12 protein-coding genes and 2 tRNA genes are annotated in these 13487 nt (G+C 67.5%); 11 read left to right on the forward strand and 3 right to left on the reverse strand.

Annotation, left to right across the window (positions count from 1 at the left end; translation table 11 throughout):
* Positions 1–86: 86 nt before the first annotated feature.
* The gene (locus DFQ14_RS13580) at positions 87–656 is read left to right on the forward strand and encodes a M48 metallopeptidase family protein (protein ID WP_114453642.1); all 570 of its coding nucleotides are present in this window, start codon (positions 87–89) and stop codon (positions 654–656) included.
* A 1-nt stretch (position 657) separates the two neighbouring features.
* Here the strand turns inward: DFQ14_RS13580 and DFQ14_RS13585 are convergent, their stop codons facing one another.
* The gene (locus tag DFQ14_RS13585) at positions 658–2166 is read right to left on the reverse strand and encodes a zinc-dependent metalloprotease (RefSeq protein ID WP_114453643.1); all 1509 of its coding nucleotides are present in this window, start codon (positions 2164–2166) and stop codon (positions 658–660) included.
* Positions 2167–2313: 147 nt separating this feature from the next.
* Here DFQ14_RS13585 and DFQ14_RS13590 point away from each other — a divergent pair, with 147 nt between their 5' ends.
* Positions 2314–3339: a YlbL family protein gene (locus DFQ14_RS13590; protein ID WP_114453644.1), complete on the forward strand. Its 1026-nt coding sequence runs from the start codon at positions 2314–2316 to the stop codon at positions 3337–3339.
* Between the two features lie 53 nt (positions 3340–3392).
* Here the strand turns inward: DFQ14_RS13590 and DFQ14_RS13595 are convergent, their stop codons facing one another.
* Positions 3393–3917 carry a PPA1309 family protein gene (locus tag DFQ14_RS13595; RefSeq protein ID WP_114453734.1) on the reverse strand — a complete coding sequence of 175 codons (525 nt, stop codon included), beginning with the start codon at positions 3915–3917 and terminating at the stop codon, positions 3393–3395.
* 203 nt (positions 3918–4120) lie between these two features.
* On the opposite strand from DFQ14_RS13595, the gene DFQ14_RS13600 reads away from it, so the two are divergent.
* The 3 genes from DFQ14_RS13600 (at position 4121) to DFQ14_RS13610 (ending at position 7537) form a co-directional block, all read left to right on the forward strand.
* Positions 4121–7012 carry a UPF0182 family protein gene (locus DFQ14_RS13600; protein WP_114453645.1) on the forward strand — a complete coding sequence of 964 codons (2892 nt, stop codon included), beginning with the start codon at positions 4121–4123 and terminating at the stop codon, positions 7010–7012.
* Positions 7013–7161: 149 nt separating this feature from the next.
* Positions 7162–7238, forward strand: a tRNA-Met gene (locus DFQ14_RS13605).
* Positions 7239–7460: 222 nt separating this feature from the next.
* Positions 7461–7537, forward strand: a tRNA-Met gene (locus DFQ14_RS13610).
* Positions 7538–7659: 122 nt separating this feature from the next.
* Here the strand turns inward: DFQ14_RS13610 and DFQ14_RS13615 are convergent.
* Positions 7660–7866, reverse strand: coding sequence for a hypothetical protein (locus tag DFQ14_RS13615; protein ID WP_114453646.1), 207 nt, complete (start codon positions 7864–7866; stop codon positions 7660–7662).
* A 377-nt stretch (positions 7867–8243) separates the two neighbouring features.
* Between DFQ14_RS13615 and DFQ14_RS13620 the strand changes: the two genes are divergently transcribed.
* From DFQ14_RS13620 to DFQ14_RS13645, 6 genes are all read left to right on the forward strand, one after another.
* Positions 8244–8741, forward strand: a complete 498-nt coding sequence (locus tag DFQ14_RS13620; protein WP_114453735.1) for a PadR family transcriptional regulator — start codon at positions 8244–8246, stop codon at positions 8739–8741.
* A 97-nt stretch (positions 8742–8838) separates the two neighbouring features.
* Positions 8839–9948 (forward strand): peptide chain release factor 2, encoded by a 1110-nt coding sequence (gene prfB / locus DFQ14_RS13625; protein WP_114453647.1) that lies wholly within the window; start codon positions 8839–8841, stop codon positions 9946–9948.
* Positions 9949–10093: 145 nt separating this feature from the next.
* Positions 10094–10783 (forward strand): cell division ATP-binding protein FtsE, encoded by a 690-nt coding sequence (ftsE, locus tag DFQ14_RS13630; RefSeq protein WP_114453648.1) that lies wholly within the window; start codon positions 10094–10096, stop codon positions 10781–10783.
* 116 nt (positions 10784–10899) lie between these two features.
* Complete coding sequence (gene ftsX, locus DFQ14_RS13635; RefSeq protein ID WP_114453649.1) at positions 10900–11802, forward strand: permease-like cell division protein FtsX; 903 nt, start codon at positions 10900–10902, stop codon at positions 11800–11802.
* Positions 11803–11823: 21 nt separating this feature from the next.
* Entirely contained in the window at positions 11824–12300 is a 477-nt protein-coding gene (gene smpB, locus DFQ14_RS13640; protein ID WP_114453650.1) for an SsrA-binding protein SmpB, read from the forward strand.
* Positions 12300–13229 (forward strand): amidohydrolase family protein, encoded by a 930-nt coding sequence (locus DFQ14_RS13645; protein ID WP_114453651.1) that lies wholly within the window; start codon positions 12300–12302, stop codon positions 13227–13229. The genes smpB and DFQ14_RS13645 overlap by 1 nt, the downstream gene beginning before the upstream one ends.
* Positions 13230–13487: the final 258 nt, after the last annotated feature.

Consider the following 13487-nt stretch of genomic DNA (forward strand, 5'->3'; position numbering starts at 1 on the left):
TATTACCGTGTGTAGCGACCCGGCCGGATGCGGCCAATCCCACAGCGCCACCCGAAGGACGGCGCCGCCCGTTAGGGTCCCTGCTCGTGACCGAACCGCAGGTTGAGGTGCGCCGGAGCAAACGTCGGCACCGGACGGTCAGCGCCTATCGCGACGGGGACAGGGTGGTCGTGCTCATGCCTGCGCGGATGAGCCGGGCAGAGGAGAAGCAGTGGGTGGCCGACATGCTCGCCCGCCTGCAGCGCAGTGAGACCCGGCGACGGTCCCCGGCGCGTGAGTCCGACGAGGCGTTGGCCGAACGCTGCCGTCTGCTGTCGGAGAGATACCTCGACAGCCGCGCCGTACCTCGGGGAATCCGCTGGGTACGGCCGATGCGAACGCGGTGGGCCTCCTGCACACCGAGCACGGGAACCATCCGGGTGAGCCGACGCCTTCAGGACGCGCCCGGCTGGGTGCTCGACTACGTGCTCGTGCACGAACTCGCCCACCTGCTGGTGCCGGGACACGGTGCCGACTTCTGGAAGTGGGTGCACGGCTATCCGAAGACCGAGCGGGCCATCGGGTACCTGGAGGGGCTGTCCGCCGCCGCGCACCTCGATCTCGCCCTGGAGGGGGATGTCGTCGAGTCCCCGACCGGCGAGGACGGTGACGGTTGACTCAGCGAGTGTCGCCGCCGTCCTCGTCGTCGCCGGATTGGTCCGAGTCGTCGGAGCGGGACTCGCTCGAGCCGTCGGTGTCGTCCCCGCCGGCTTCGTCGCGCGACGTGTCCCCCTCCTGGGGGGTGCCCTGCTCCCTGGACTCCGCACGGCGGATCGCCGCGATCGGATCGTCCAGATCCTCGGTGCTCGTTCCCCACCTGTCGGCGAAGTCCAGCGGCTCGTCGAGATCCTCGGCGCTCGGCAGCAGGTCGGGGTGATCCCAGACCTGATCGCGGCCGGCGACACCGTGCCGCTCGGTCAGCAGCCGCCACAGCGTGGCCGCCGCGCGCAATCTGCGCGGCCGCAGCTCCAGACCGACCAGCGTGGCGAACGTCTGCTCCGCCGGGCCACCGCTGGCGCGGCGGCGACGCACCGTCTCACCCAGGGCCTCGGCCCCGGGCAGCCGCTCGCCGACCGCGTCGGTGACGACGACGTCCACCCAGCCCTCGACCAGTGCCAGCAGGTTCTCCAGGCGGTTGAGAGCGGCCTGCTGCTCGGGGGTGGTCTTCGGTTCGAGCATGCCCGAGCTCATCAGCTCCTGCATGGAACTCGGATCGGTCGGGTCGATCCTGCTCGCCAGATCCTCCAACGAGGAGGTGTCGACCTGGATGCCCTGCGCGTACTCCTCCACCGTGGCCAGCAGCCGCTGCCGCAGCCACGGCACGTGGCTGAACAGGCGGTGATGGGCCGCCTCGCGGGCGGCGAGGAACACGGTGACCTCACCGGCCGGGCGGTCCAGACCTTCGACGAACCGGTCGACGTTGGCGGGCAGCAGCGCGGCGGTGCCGTCCGGTCCGAGGGGAAGTCCCACATCGGTCGAGGTGAGCACCTCCCCACCCAGCTGGGCGAGGCCGTTGCCGAGCTGGGAGCCGAACGTGAGTCCGCCCATCTGGCCGAGCATGGACAGCAGTGGACCCGCGGCCTGCTTGGCCTCCTCCGGCATCGCTTCCAGCCATGCGTTGGAGACCTGCTGGGCGACCGGATCACACAGCCGTTGCCACGTGGACAGGGTCTTTTCCACCCAGTCCACCGACGACCAGGCCTGCACCGCGTGCGTGCCCACCGGCAGGGAGGTCACCGGATCGAGCCACATCTCGGCGAGGCGCACGCTCTCCTCGATGGCCTTGACCTGCTCCCGAGTCGGTCGCTCGGTCGTCTGGTTGCTGTGGAGCTGTTGCACGGCCAGCTGTTTGGCCAGGTCGTAGTTGACCGGGCCCGTCCCTCCGCTGCCGGAATGGCTGAGGACCTGGCCGAGCTGGGTCAACATCTGACCGAGCGCTCCGATGTCGAAGTTGGGCATGCCGCCCGGGCCGGGCATGCCGCCGAAGCCCGGGATCTGGTTGCCCGCGTTTCCGGAATTTCCGGCATCGCTGCCGGAGCGCCCCTCCGACGACTCGCCCTTGTCGCGATCGTCGGGATCCTCGTTGTTGGGATCGTGGGGGCCGAACCCGAACGGCACATCACTCATGGTTCCACCGTACGCGGAAGACAACGCTGGGCAGTAGGCGTCCGCACACATTGCTCGCCATCGGCGAACGGGCGATCCCGCTCGCCGCCCGATGTGCTCACCGGCGGTCACGGTCTCGTGGGGGTCCACCACGTAAGGTGTCGTGTCGTGAGCCGCCGAACGTGGACCCTGCTGACAAGTGTCCTCCTGGTTGTCGCATTCGGTCTGCTGGGAGCGTTTGCGCGCGTGCCGTACGTGGCCCTGGGGCCGGGACCGACGTACGACACGCTTGCCGCGGAGGGCGGTGCGCCGGTCGTGCGCATCAACGGGGAGAAGACGTACCCGACCTCCGGCCACCTGAACATGACCACGGTGTCGGTCACCGATCGGCTTCCGCTGTTCAGCGCCCTCGGGCTGTGGGTCAGCGGTCGTTACGCGCTCGCGCCGCGGGAGGCGTACTTCCCGCCGGGCAAGACCGAGAAGCAGATCGAGCGCAAGAACACCAAGGCGTTCAGGCACTCGCAGACCGCTGCCGAGACGGCGGCGCTGCGGCATCTCGGTTACCCCATGAAGGTGGTTGCGGCGGAGATCGTCGAGGGGTCCCCGGCCGATGGGGTCATCGCACCCGGCGACAGACTGATCGCCGCCGACGGGGAGCCGGTGACCGATCCGCCGTCGCTGAGCGCCGCGCTGAAGGACACGCGGCCGGGGGACCGTGTGCGGATCAGGTTCCGACATCCCGGCGAGCCACCCCGTACCGCGACCGTCCGGCTGGCGGAGCGGCCCGACGGCAAACCGCAGGGCTTCCTCGGGGTCAGCCCCGTTGCTCGCCCGGATGTCGATTTCACCATCGACATCAGCCTCGACGATGTCGGCGGTCCGTCGGCGGGCCTGATGTTCTCGCTGGCGATCGTGGACAAGCTCACGCCGGGCAAGCTCACCGGAGGAAGGTTCGTCGCGGGTACCGGCGAAATCAACGGACAGGGCCGGGTCGGACCGATCGGCGGCATCGGTTTCAAGATGGTCAAGGCCAGAGAGGCGGGAGCGACCGTGTTCCTCACGCCCGCCGAGAACTGCGCGACGGCCGAACCGCAGGCCCCGGAGGGACTGCAGCTCGTCAAAGTCGGCACCCTGGCCGATGCGACGAAGGCGCTGGCCGCGATCCGTGACGGCCGGCGCCCTCCGACCTGCTGACAGCGGCTCTCTTGGAGCCACTGCTCGAGTGCGCTGCGCGCACCCGGTGTACCTCAGGTGAATGTCGCGTGGAGGGCGCGCAGCAGGTTCGGTGCGAGCGAGGTGTCCTGGAGGAGATCCCCGTTGTCGTCGCCGGTGTCGCGCAGGCGCATCACGCAGGCTTCACCGCCCTCGCGGAGAACTCCCGCGACCAGGCGCGCCTCCTGCCGGTCGGGATGCTCGGCGGCCGCCGCTCGCGCGGCCTCGCCGTCCTCGGGGAGCCCGGCTTCGGCTTCGGGGGGCAGGACGACGATCTCCTGCACCAGTGCGCAGCCCGCCACCTGCTCCGGCCAGCTGATCTGCGCCAGGGCTTCGGCGAGGTCCTCGGCGGGCAGCTCGTCCTGGGCGATGGGTGTCAGGACCGCTTCGGGATCGATCTGCTCGGCCAGGTCCGGTTCGGCGGTCAGCAGTTCCTGCGTGGGCACGAGGGCGAACATCTGCGGCGGACGATCCCAGCCGGCCGTCCCGGCGAACTCCTCGATCTCGCGTACGACCGCGGGCAGGCCCGCGGCCCTCTCGTCGGCTGATGCGGTGGGCATCCGTCCATGCTCGCACCGGTCGGTGAGGTGCTTTCGACGGTGGTGGGTGTCCGATTCCTGCGAATTCGCGGGCGCCGTGCCGGAGCCGAAAGTGAAGGTCGTAGAGTTGACCGCACGGGACGGCTCGGTGCATACCTGTACCTGCTTCCCCAGTCCGCGGATCGTCATCAGGAGAGTGCGCTGTGGCCACGAGGCCGGTCGGAATGCCAAAACTGTCCCGGCGTAGCAGGATTCTGCTGATCCTGGGAGCCATCGTGCTCATCGCGCTCATCGCCGGGTCGCGCCTGGTGGGCACGTACGTGGACTGGCTGTGGTACGGCGAGATCGGCTATCGGGGAGTCTTCACCACGGTCGTGCTGACCCGCATCGCCCTGTGGGCGGCGACGGCTGCCGTCCTCGGAGGCATCCTGGCGCTGAATCTGTGGCTGGCCTTCCGCACGCGCCCGGTGTTCGTGCCGGTCGGCGGACCGGAGGATCCGCTGGCGCGGTACCGAACGGTGGTCACCGAGCGCTCCAAGCTGCTCGGTATCGGTATTCCGGTTGCGGTGGGAGTGATCGGCGGACTCGTCGCGCAGGGGTATTGGCGCACGATCCAGCTGTTTTTCAACGGGACCTCGTTCGGGGTGACCGATCCCGAGTTCGGGCGCGACATCGGCTTCTACACCTTCCAGCTCCCCTTCTACCGCTGGTTGCTGGCTCTGGCCTTCGTGGCGGTGACGCTGTCCTTCATCGGCGCGCTGGTCACGCACTACATCTTCGGCGGTATTCGGCTGGCCGGCCGGTCCGGTCAGATCTCGGTGCCCGCGCGGATCCAGCTCGCCGTGCTGGCGGGGATCTTCGTACTGCTCAAGGCGGCCGACTTCTTCCTCGACCGCTACGACCTGCTGCTGTCGCAGCGCAGTGACCTGTTCACCGGTGCCACCTACACCGATCTGCACGCGGTCATGCCGGCCAAGCTGATCCTGATGTGCATCGCGATCTTCTGCGCCGCGGCGTTCTTCGCAGCGGTGTTCCTGCGCAACCTGCAGATCCCGGCGCTGGCGACGGTGTTGCTCGTGCTGTCCAGCGTGGTCGTCGGTGCGGTGTGGCCGGCCCTGCTGCAGCAGTTCTCGGTCGAGCCCAACGCCAATGAGCGCGAGGCGCCGTCCATCCAGCGCAACATGAACGCCACGAAACGAGCGTTCGGCATCACCGAGGACAAGATCAACACGGTTTCCTATCAGGGCGCGGCCAACGTCTCCCCGGAGGAGGTGGCTCAGGACCAGGGCACCGTTTCCAACATCCGGCTGCTGGACCCGACCCTGCTCTCGGAGACGTTCACGCAGCTGCAGCAGCAGTACAACTTCTACGGGTTCCCCGACGAGCTCGACATCGACCGGTACCGCAACGCCGAGGGTGAGCTGCAGGATTACCTCGTCGCCGTGCGGGGCATCAACACCGACGGGCTGGCCGCCAACCAGCAGTCCTGGATCAACCGGCACATGGTCTACACCCACGGCAACGGCTTCGTCACCGCCCCGGCCGACCGGGTGAGCTCGGCTCCCGGAGCGGGCAACGACACGGGTGCCTACCCGGTGTTCTCGATGAGCGACGTCGCCAACGACGGCCAGGGCCGGATCCCGGTGGAGCAGCCACGGGTCTACTACGGCGAGCTGGTCGAGGACTACGCCATCGTCGGTGGCGATCCGGGATCCCAGCCGCGGGAGTACGACACGGCCAACTCGAGGTACACCTACCAGGGTTCGGGCGGTGTACCGATGGGCAACCTGTTCAAGCGCTTGACGTTCGCGGCCTACCACGGCGAACGCAACATCCTGTTCAACCAGGCGATCGGGTCCGAATCGAAGATGATCTTCAAGCGCAACCCGCGGCAGCGGGTGCAGGAGGTCGCCCCGTGGCTCAAGCTCGACGGCGACTCGTACCCGGCGGTGATCAACGGCAGGATCAAGTGGATCCTCGACGGCTACACCACGCTCAACAACTACCCGTACTCGCAGCTGACCTCGTTCCGCCAGGCCAGCAGCGACACCCGGAGCGTCAATCCGCAGCCGGACCAGCAGATCAACTACATCCGCAACTCGGTCAAGGCAACCGTGGACGCCTACAGCGGGAAGGTCACGCTGTACACGGTCGATCAGCAGGATCCCGTGCTGAAGGCCTGGAAGGGTGTCTTCCCGGGGCTGGTCAAGCCCGAAAGCGCGGTCAGTCCCGAGTTGCGGCAGCACTTCCGCTACCCGGCGGATCTGTTCAACCTGCAGCGCACGTTGCTGACCAGGTACCACGTGGACAACCCCGGAGCCTTCTACGCCAACCGGGACTTCTGGCAGGTCCCCGCGGACCCGAACAGTGGCGGTGGCAACCAGAGCGAAAAGCAGCCCCCGTACTACGTGCTGGCCCGGGCGCCCGAGCAGGAGGATGTGACGTTCCAGCTCACGAGCGCATTGACGGCCCTGCGCAGGCCGAACATCGCCTCCTGGGTCTCGGTGTCCTCCGCTCCGGACACCTACGGGCAGTTCACGGTGTTGCAGCTGCCGACGGAGACACAGACACCGGGTCCGGTGCAGGTGCAGCGCCAGATGGAGTCGACGCCGAAGGTCACCCAGGACCGGACGCTGTTCGACAACCCCGGCGTGCGTGCGATGTTCGGCAACCTGCTGACCCTGCCGGTGCAGGGCGGCCTGCTGTACGTGGAGCCGATCTACATCCAGCCGAACAACGAGAACGCCTACCCGCAGCTGGCCAGGGTGCTGACCTACTTCGGTGGTCAGGTCGGTTACGCGCCGACGCTGCAGGAGTCGTTGGATCAGGTGTTCGGTGCCGGGGCGGGCCGGAACGTGGACACGGCGCCCGGGAACGAGGACGAGCAGCAGGCCGAGAACGGGCAGCAGCCCGAGGGCGGACAGCAGGCACCGCAGCAACCCGGCGGTGGATCCGCCGATCCGGAGGTCGCACAGGCCATCAGCGACGTCCAGGCCGCACTGGAGCGGGTCCGTGCCGCGCAGCAGTCGGGCAACCTGGGTGAGCTCGGCTCGGCGTTCCAGCAGCTCGAAGAGGCCACCCGGCGCTTCGAGCAGGCTCAGGGCTCCGGAGGCTGACCCCGGTCCGGTGGGGCGGGCCGGCCTCCTCCCGAGGACTGCTCACCCCACCGGCCTCCGGCCGGAACATGAGCCGGGTCACCATCCGCGTGGACGGATTTGCGTGCGGATGTCTCGGCCATTAGAGTGAGTACCACAACGAAACACGGCGCGGGGTGGAGCAGTTCGGTAGCTCGCTGGGCTCATAACCCAGAGGTCGCAGGTTCGAATCCTGTCCCCGCTACCAGGACCGCCCCTCGAGCCTTTCGGTTCGAGGGGCGGATTCGTGTGTCGGCGAGTCGCCGTCGCCCCGAGTGGTGTCGAGTGGTGCCGCCGAGGCCGCTCACTCGCCCGGAACCCGGACACCGGGTTGTTCGCAGGGAAAAGCGGGTGCCGCTGAGCTGTACCCACCCCCCCGTGCGAGCGGTTCCCGGGCACGGTGTAGAGTGGATTTCACAACGGAACACGGCGCGGGGTGGAGCAGTTCGGTAGCTCGCTGGGCTCATAACCCAGAGGTCGCAGGTTCGAATCCTGTCCCCGCTACCAGGATCGAAGGTCCCTGGAAGCACTTCCGGGGACTTTCGTCGTCCGTGCCGGGTGGTGCCGGCGCCTGCCCCGACAGGACCCACAAGCGGAGCGGGCGATCCGGTGTTGCCGATCGCGTCCGGTCAGTCGGACCAGGCTTTGGCGCAGCGAGGTGAGCACACGCGCCCTTCTCCGCTGCCGTTGCGGGAGAAGCGCATCTTGCGCTTGCACACCAGGCACGTGTGCGCGTCCCCCTGGATGGGAACCATCGATGTGGCGCGTTCGGTGACCTTGGTGGCCACTTTCGTCCTGCTCGCCGCGAGCTTGGTTCGCAACAAACTCCGGTGCACCGGGGTCCTCCTCCTTCGATTGCCTGCGGCCGCTGATCGCCTCGGCCAGGGGAAGGGTGCCGGTGTCACCGGTTGCTGTACAGGCTTGGGAGATGATCATGCCTCTTCGGGGCAACGGAAGCGCCCGTCCGGAGTAGTGACTCGAGAGGAAGGAGCGTCCTGTCCGGCCGAACCGGAAACGTTGTGCGAGTAAGGCTCGTCTTTGGGGGCAAGGCCCCTCGAGAAATCCGAAAGTATGCCCCGAAAGAGTGTCACTCGAATGTGTCCATCGGTCACCGGTGACGCCGTACCCGCCTGTTCCGGCTTCTCATGTGCAGCACATTGGACAGAACTCGGCCATTGTGGACAGCATCGCTCCGGCATGGCACCGTGGTGGTGTGAGCGAGCTGAATGCGACATCCGCCGCCCTGCTGGGATTGCTGCAGGAAGGCCCGAAGACCGGTGGGCAGCTCGTGGCTGCCGCCACCGAACGCTTCGGCGGTTTCTTCAGCGTGACCCGCAGCCAGGTGTACCGGGAGCTACCCGTGATGACCGACGCCGGTCTGCTCCGTCTCGGCAAGCGGGGGCCGCGCTCCAGCCAGCAGTATGTCATCACCGCGGCCGGAAAGCGCGCCTTCAAGTCGTGGCTGAACACCGAGCCGGGGCCGGACAACGTACGCAGTCCACTGATTCTGCGTCTGGTCCACGCGGGCCTGCTCACGCCGAAGCAGCGAGCGAACCTGGTGAACTCCGCCAGGGAGCAGTACGCCGAGAAGCTCAGTGAGTCCAAGAGCGCGGCCAAGGCGGCCGACGACCCGTACGAGAAGGCCGCCGCGGACTTCACGGTGGCCTACAACAGGGCCATCATCAAGCTGATCGACGCCATCCCGGAATGATCCCGGCGCGGGATCGGAGGCCCGTCCCGGCACATCCCGGCCCGGACGCGGGCCGTCCTCGTCACGCTCCCGGGCACGTCAAGTAGGCTGGAATACTGTGAATCCCGACGTCGCCGCCGATCTCAAGGAACTGTCCACCACGCTCGAGAGCATCGAACGCGTGATGGACGTGGACGCATTGCGTGCGCGGATCGCGGAACTGGAGGAGGAGTCCGCGCGTCCCGACCTGTGGGACGACGTCGAGTACGCGCAGAAAATCAGCAGCGAGCTCGTCTACAAGCAGGCGGACCTGCGCAAGATCACCGGTATGCGCCAGCGCGTGGAGGATCTGGAGGTCCTCTACGAACTCGGTGAGAACGAGGACGACAGTGCCAGCCTCGCCGAAGCCGATTCGGAGCGCGAGCGGCTCCGCAAGGAACTCGCCGACCTCGAGGTCCGGACCCTGCTCTCGGGGGAGTACGACGAGCGCTCGGCGATGGTGACCGTCCGGGCGGAGGCCGGGGGCGTGGATGCCGCCGACTTCGCCGAGATGCTGATGCGGATGTACCTGCGCTGGGCGGAGCGTCACGGACACCCGACCGAGGTCTACGACACCTCCTACGCCGAGGAGGCCGGGGTGAAGTCCGCGACGTTCCGGGTCAATGCCCCCTTCGCCTACGGGATGCTGTCGGTGGAGCAGGGCACGCACCGGCTGGTGCGGATCTCACCGTTCGACAACCAGGGGCGCAGGCAGACCTCGTTCGCCGGCGTGGAGGTGCTGCCGGTGGTGGAGGAGACCGACCACGTGGAGGTCTCCGAGAAAGACCTTCGGATCGACGTGTATCGCTCGTCGGGCCCCGGCGGCCAGAGTGTGAACACCACCGACTCGGCGGTGCGGATCACGCACCAGCCGACCGGCATCGTCGTCTCCTGCCAGAACGAGAAGTCGCAGCTGCAGAACAAGGCGGCCGCGATGCGTGTGCTGCAGTCCAAGCTGCTGGCTCGCAAGCGCGAGGAGGAGCAGGCGGAGCTGGACGCGCTCAAGGACAGCAGCGGTTCGGGTTGGGGCAACCAGATGCGCTCCTACGTGCTGCACCCGTATCAGATGGTCAAGGACCTGCGTACCGACTACGAGATCGGTAATCCCGATGCCGTGCTGGAAGGCCAGATCGACGGGCTGCTGGAGGCGGGCATCCGCTGGCGGCGTAAGCAGGAGCAGGCCGCCTGACCGTCCCGGGAGCGGTCCACGCCTTTCACGCGGACGTGCTCGCGCCCTGTGCCATCGAGGAGCGGGCGAGGGGTCGGACACGGCAGCGGCCGTGAGTATGGGTGAGTAGAGGTCCCCCGAACGGTCGCAGGTAAGCTCACGCCCCGTGATCCGGTTCGAACACGTGTCAAAGTCGTACAAGACGTCGACCCGCCCGGCTCTCGAGGACGTCTCGGTGTCTGTGGACAAGGGTGAGTTCGTGTTCCTCATCGGCCCTTCGGGGTCGGGCAAGTCGACCTTCCTGCGGCTGCTGCTGCGCGAAGAGGTGCCCAGCCGCGGCAGAGTGATCGTGGCCGACTGGAACGTCGCCAAGTTGCCCAGACGGCGCGTCCCCCGATTGCGTCAGCGCGTGGGCTGCGTGTTCCAGGACTTCCGGCTGCTGACCAACAAGACGGTCGCCGAGAACGTCGCTTTTGCGCTGGAGGTCATCGGCAAGCCCCGGCACACGATCCGCAAGGTCGTCCCCGAGGTCCTGCAGCTCGTGGGGCTGGATGGCAAGGCCGACCGAATGCCGAGCGAGCTTTCCGGAGGTGAGCAGCAGCGCGTCGCGATCGCCCGGGCGTTCGTCAACCGTCCCCTGGTGCTGATGTGCGATGAGCCCACCGGCAACCTTGATCCGGATACCAGCCAGGACATCATGCTGCTGCTGGAGCGGATCAACCGCACCGGCACGACCGTGGTGATGGCCACCCACGACCATTCGATCGTGGATTCGATGCGGCGGCGCGTCGTCGAACTGAGTCTCGGCCGGGTGATCCGGGACGACGCGCGGGGCGTGTACGGCGTCGGCCGCTGAACCTTCCCCCACCGGTTACGAGCCCGAGTCCCCAAGCCCGACTTGGCGAAGCCCCGAGACGGTTTCCACTCGAGACCGGTCCATGTCGGGACCGATACGGAAAGCTGACACACACCATGCGCGCGAGCTTCGTATTCAGCGAGGTCGTGAACGGCCTTCGCCGTAACGTGACGATGACGATCGCGATGATCCTGACCACGGCGATCTCGCTCGGTCTGCTCGGCGGCGGTCTGCTCGTCATCCGGTTGATCGACCGGATGCAGGACACCTACCAGGACCAGGTCGAGGTCGTGGTGTTCATGACCGACGACGTCAGTGCCAACGACTCCACCTGTACCCGGCAACCGTGTGCGGGAATCCGCTCCGAGCTGGAGCAGACCCCCGGTGTGGAGTCGGTGAGCTATGAGAGCAGGCAGGAGGCCTTCACACACTTCAACAAGCTGTTCGAGTCCCAGCCCCAGCTCCGGGAGGTGGTGCGCCCGGAGGCGCTGCCTGCGTCACTGCGGCTGAAGCTGGATGATCCCGCGCGGTTCGCGGCCATCAAGCAGGAGTTCAGCGGCCGCACCGGAGTGGACAGCGTCGTCGACCAGGCGCAGTACCTCGAGGACCTGTTCGGCGTCCTCAACGGTGTGCGCAATGCGACTTTCGCCATCGCCCTGATCCAGGCCCTGGCCGCGCTGATGCTCATCTCGAACACGATCCAGCTCTCCGCGTTCAACCGCCGAACCGAGACCGGGATCATGCGCCTGGTGGGGGCGACCCGCTGGTACACGCAGCTGCCGTTCCTGCTGGAGGCGGTCGTGTCCGGTCTTGTCGGTGCGGTGCTGGCGATCGGTGGGCTGCTGGTGTCGAAGGCACTGTTCATCGACAAGGTCATGGCGCCGGTCATGGGCACCGGCGTGATCCCGCGGATCGGCTATGCAGACATCTTCTACGTCTCCCCGATCCTGCTGCTGGTGGCCGGCAGTATCTCGGCGATTACCGGCTATCTCACCCTGCGCCTGTACGTGCGGTTGTGACCGGCGGTTAGAGTCGCTGACATGGTTAAGGAACGCGGCCGCAAGCTGATCGCGCAGAACCGCAAGGCGCGACACGACTGGTCGGTGCTGGACACCTACGAGGCCGGCATCTCCCTGACCGGTACCGAGGTCAAGAGCCTGCGGCAGGGGCGTGCCTCCCTGGTGGATGCCTTCGCCACGATCGACGACGGTGAAGTGTGGCTGCGCAACGTGCACATACCGGAATACAAGGAGGGAACGTGGACCAATCACGAACCTCGCCGGTCCCGCAAGTTGCTGCTGCACCGAGGCGAGATCAGCCGCCTGCTCGGTAAGACCAAGGAGAGCGGCCTGAGTCTGGTCCCACTGTCGATGTACTTCGCCGACGGCAAGGCCAAGATCGAACTCGCGCTCGCTCGCGGCAAGCGGAAGCACGACAAGCGCCGGGACATGGCCGAGCGGGATGCCCAGCGTGAGATGGCACGTGCGATGGGGCGGGCGCGCAAGGGTATGCGGTGATGCCGGAAAACCTCGGGGCCCCAGCCGGTGACGAACAGATCCGGCCGTGGCTGGCCGATCTCGGCCTGCCCGGCCTGGTCGACATGCACACGCACTTCCTGCCGGAACGGGTGCTGCACAAGGTGTGGGCCTACTTCGACGAGGCCGGGTCCCACTACGGGATGGAATGGCCGGTCCGGTACCGCTATGACGAGCCGACTCGGTTGCGGGTGCTGGCCGACGTCGGGGTGGCGGTGTTCGCACCCCTGGTGTATCCGCACAAGGCGGGGATGGCCGAGTGGCTGACCGAGTGGGCGGTGGACTTCGGTCGACGTACCGATGGCGCCGTGCCGACCGCGACGATGTATCCGGAGCCCGGGGTGGCGAACTACCTGGCCGCGGCGGTGCGCGCCGGGGCGCGGTGCGTGAAGGCGCACGTCCAGGTCGGCGAGTTCGATCCCCGCGATCCCCTGCTGGACGAGGCGTGGGGGGTGTTGTCCGAGGCCGCGGTTCCGGTGGTGGTGCACTGCGGGCACGGACCGTTGCGTGGCAGGCACACGGGGCTGGATGTCTTCGCCGAGGTGCTGGCCCGGCACCCGAATCTCGTGGCGGTGCTCGCGCACGCGGGAATGCCCGAGTACGACGCCGCGTTGGAGCTGGCGGAGCGGTACCCGAGGGTGTACCTGGACACCACGATGGTGGGAGTCGGATTCACCGAGCGGGTCGCACCGTTGCCACCGGACTGGCCGTCGCGGCTGGTTCCGCTCGCCGATCGCGTCGTGCTGGGAACGGATTATCCGAACATTCCCTACTCCTACGCCGAGCAGCTCGCGGCGATCAGCGGGTGGGCCGATGCCGACGATCGACTCGGCCGGGAGTTCCTTCGTGCGGTGCTGCACGACACTCCGGCGCGGCTGCTGGGTTTGGAAGACGGCGAGCCCGGAATATGACGGGCCTGTCGGGTGTTGAACACGATGCGATACGCGGCGGGGCTGCGAGAGAGCCCGGGATGGGACTCGGTATGTGCCCGCGGTTTCCGCCGGACAGCACCCGGCAACCGATCGCAACAACACCGTGATCTGTTCGTTGGGTGCCGTGGGAATGGTTGCCACCTCCCACGCGTTATCCTGGGTGGCAAGCGAGGAACGGCTCAGTCGGGACACCCCGGCGAACGGGTCGTGCGAGAACGAAGACCGGTCCGGGAAGGA

The organism is Halopolyspora algeriensis, from assembly GCF_003337235.1.
GTDB lineage: Bacteria > Actinomycetota > Actinomycetes > Mycobacteriales > Pseudonocardiaceae > Haloactinomyces > Haloactinomyces algeriensis.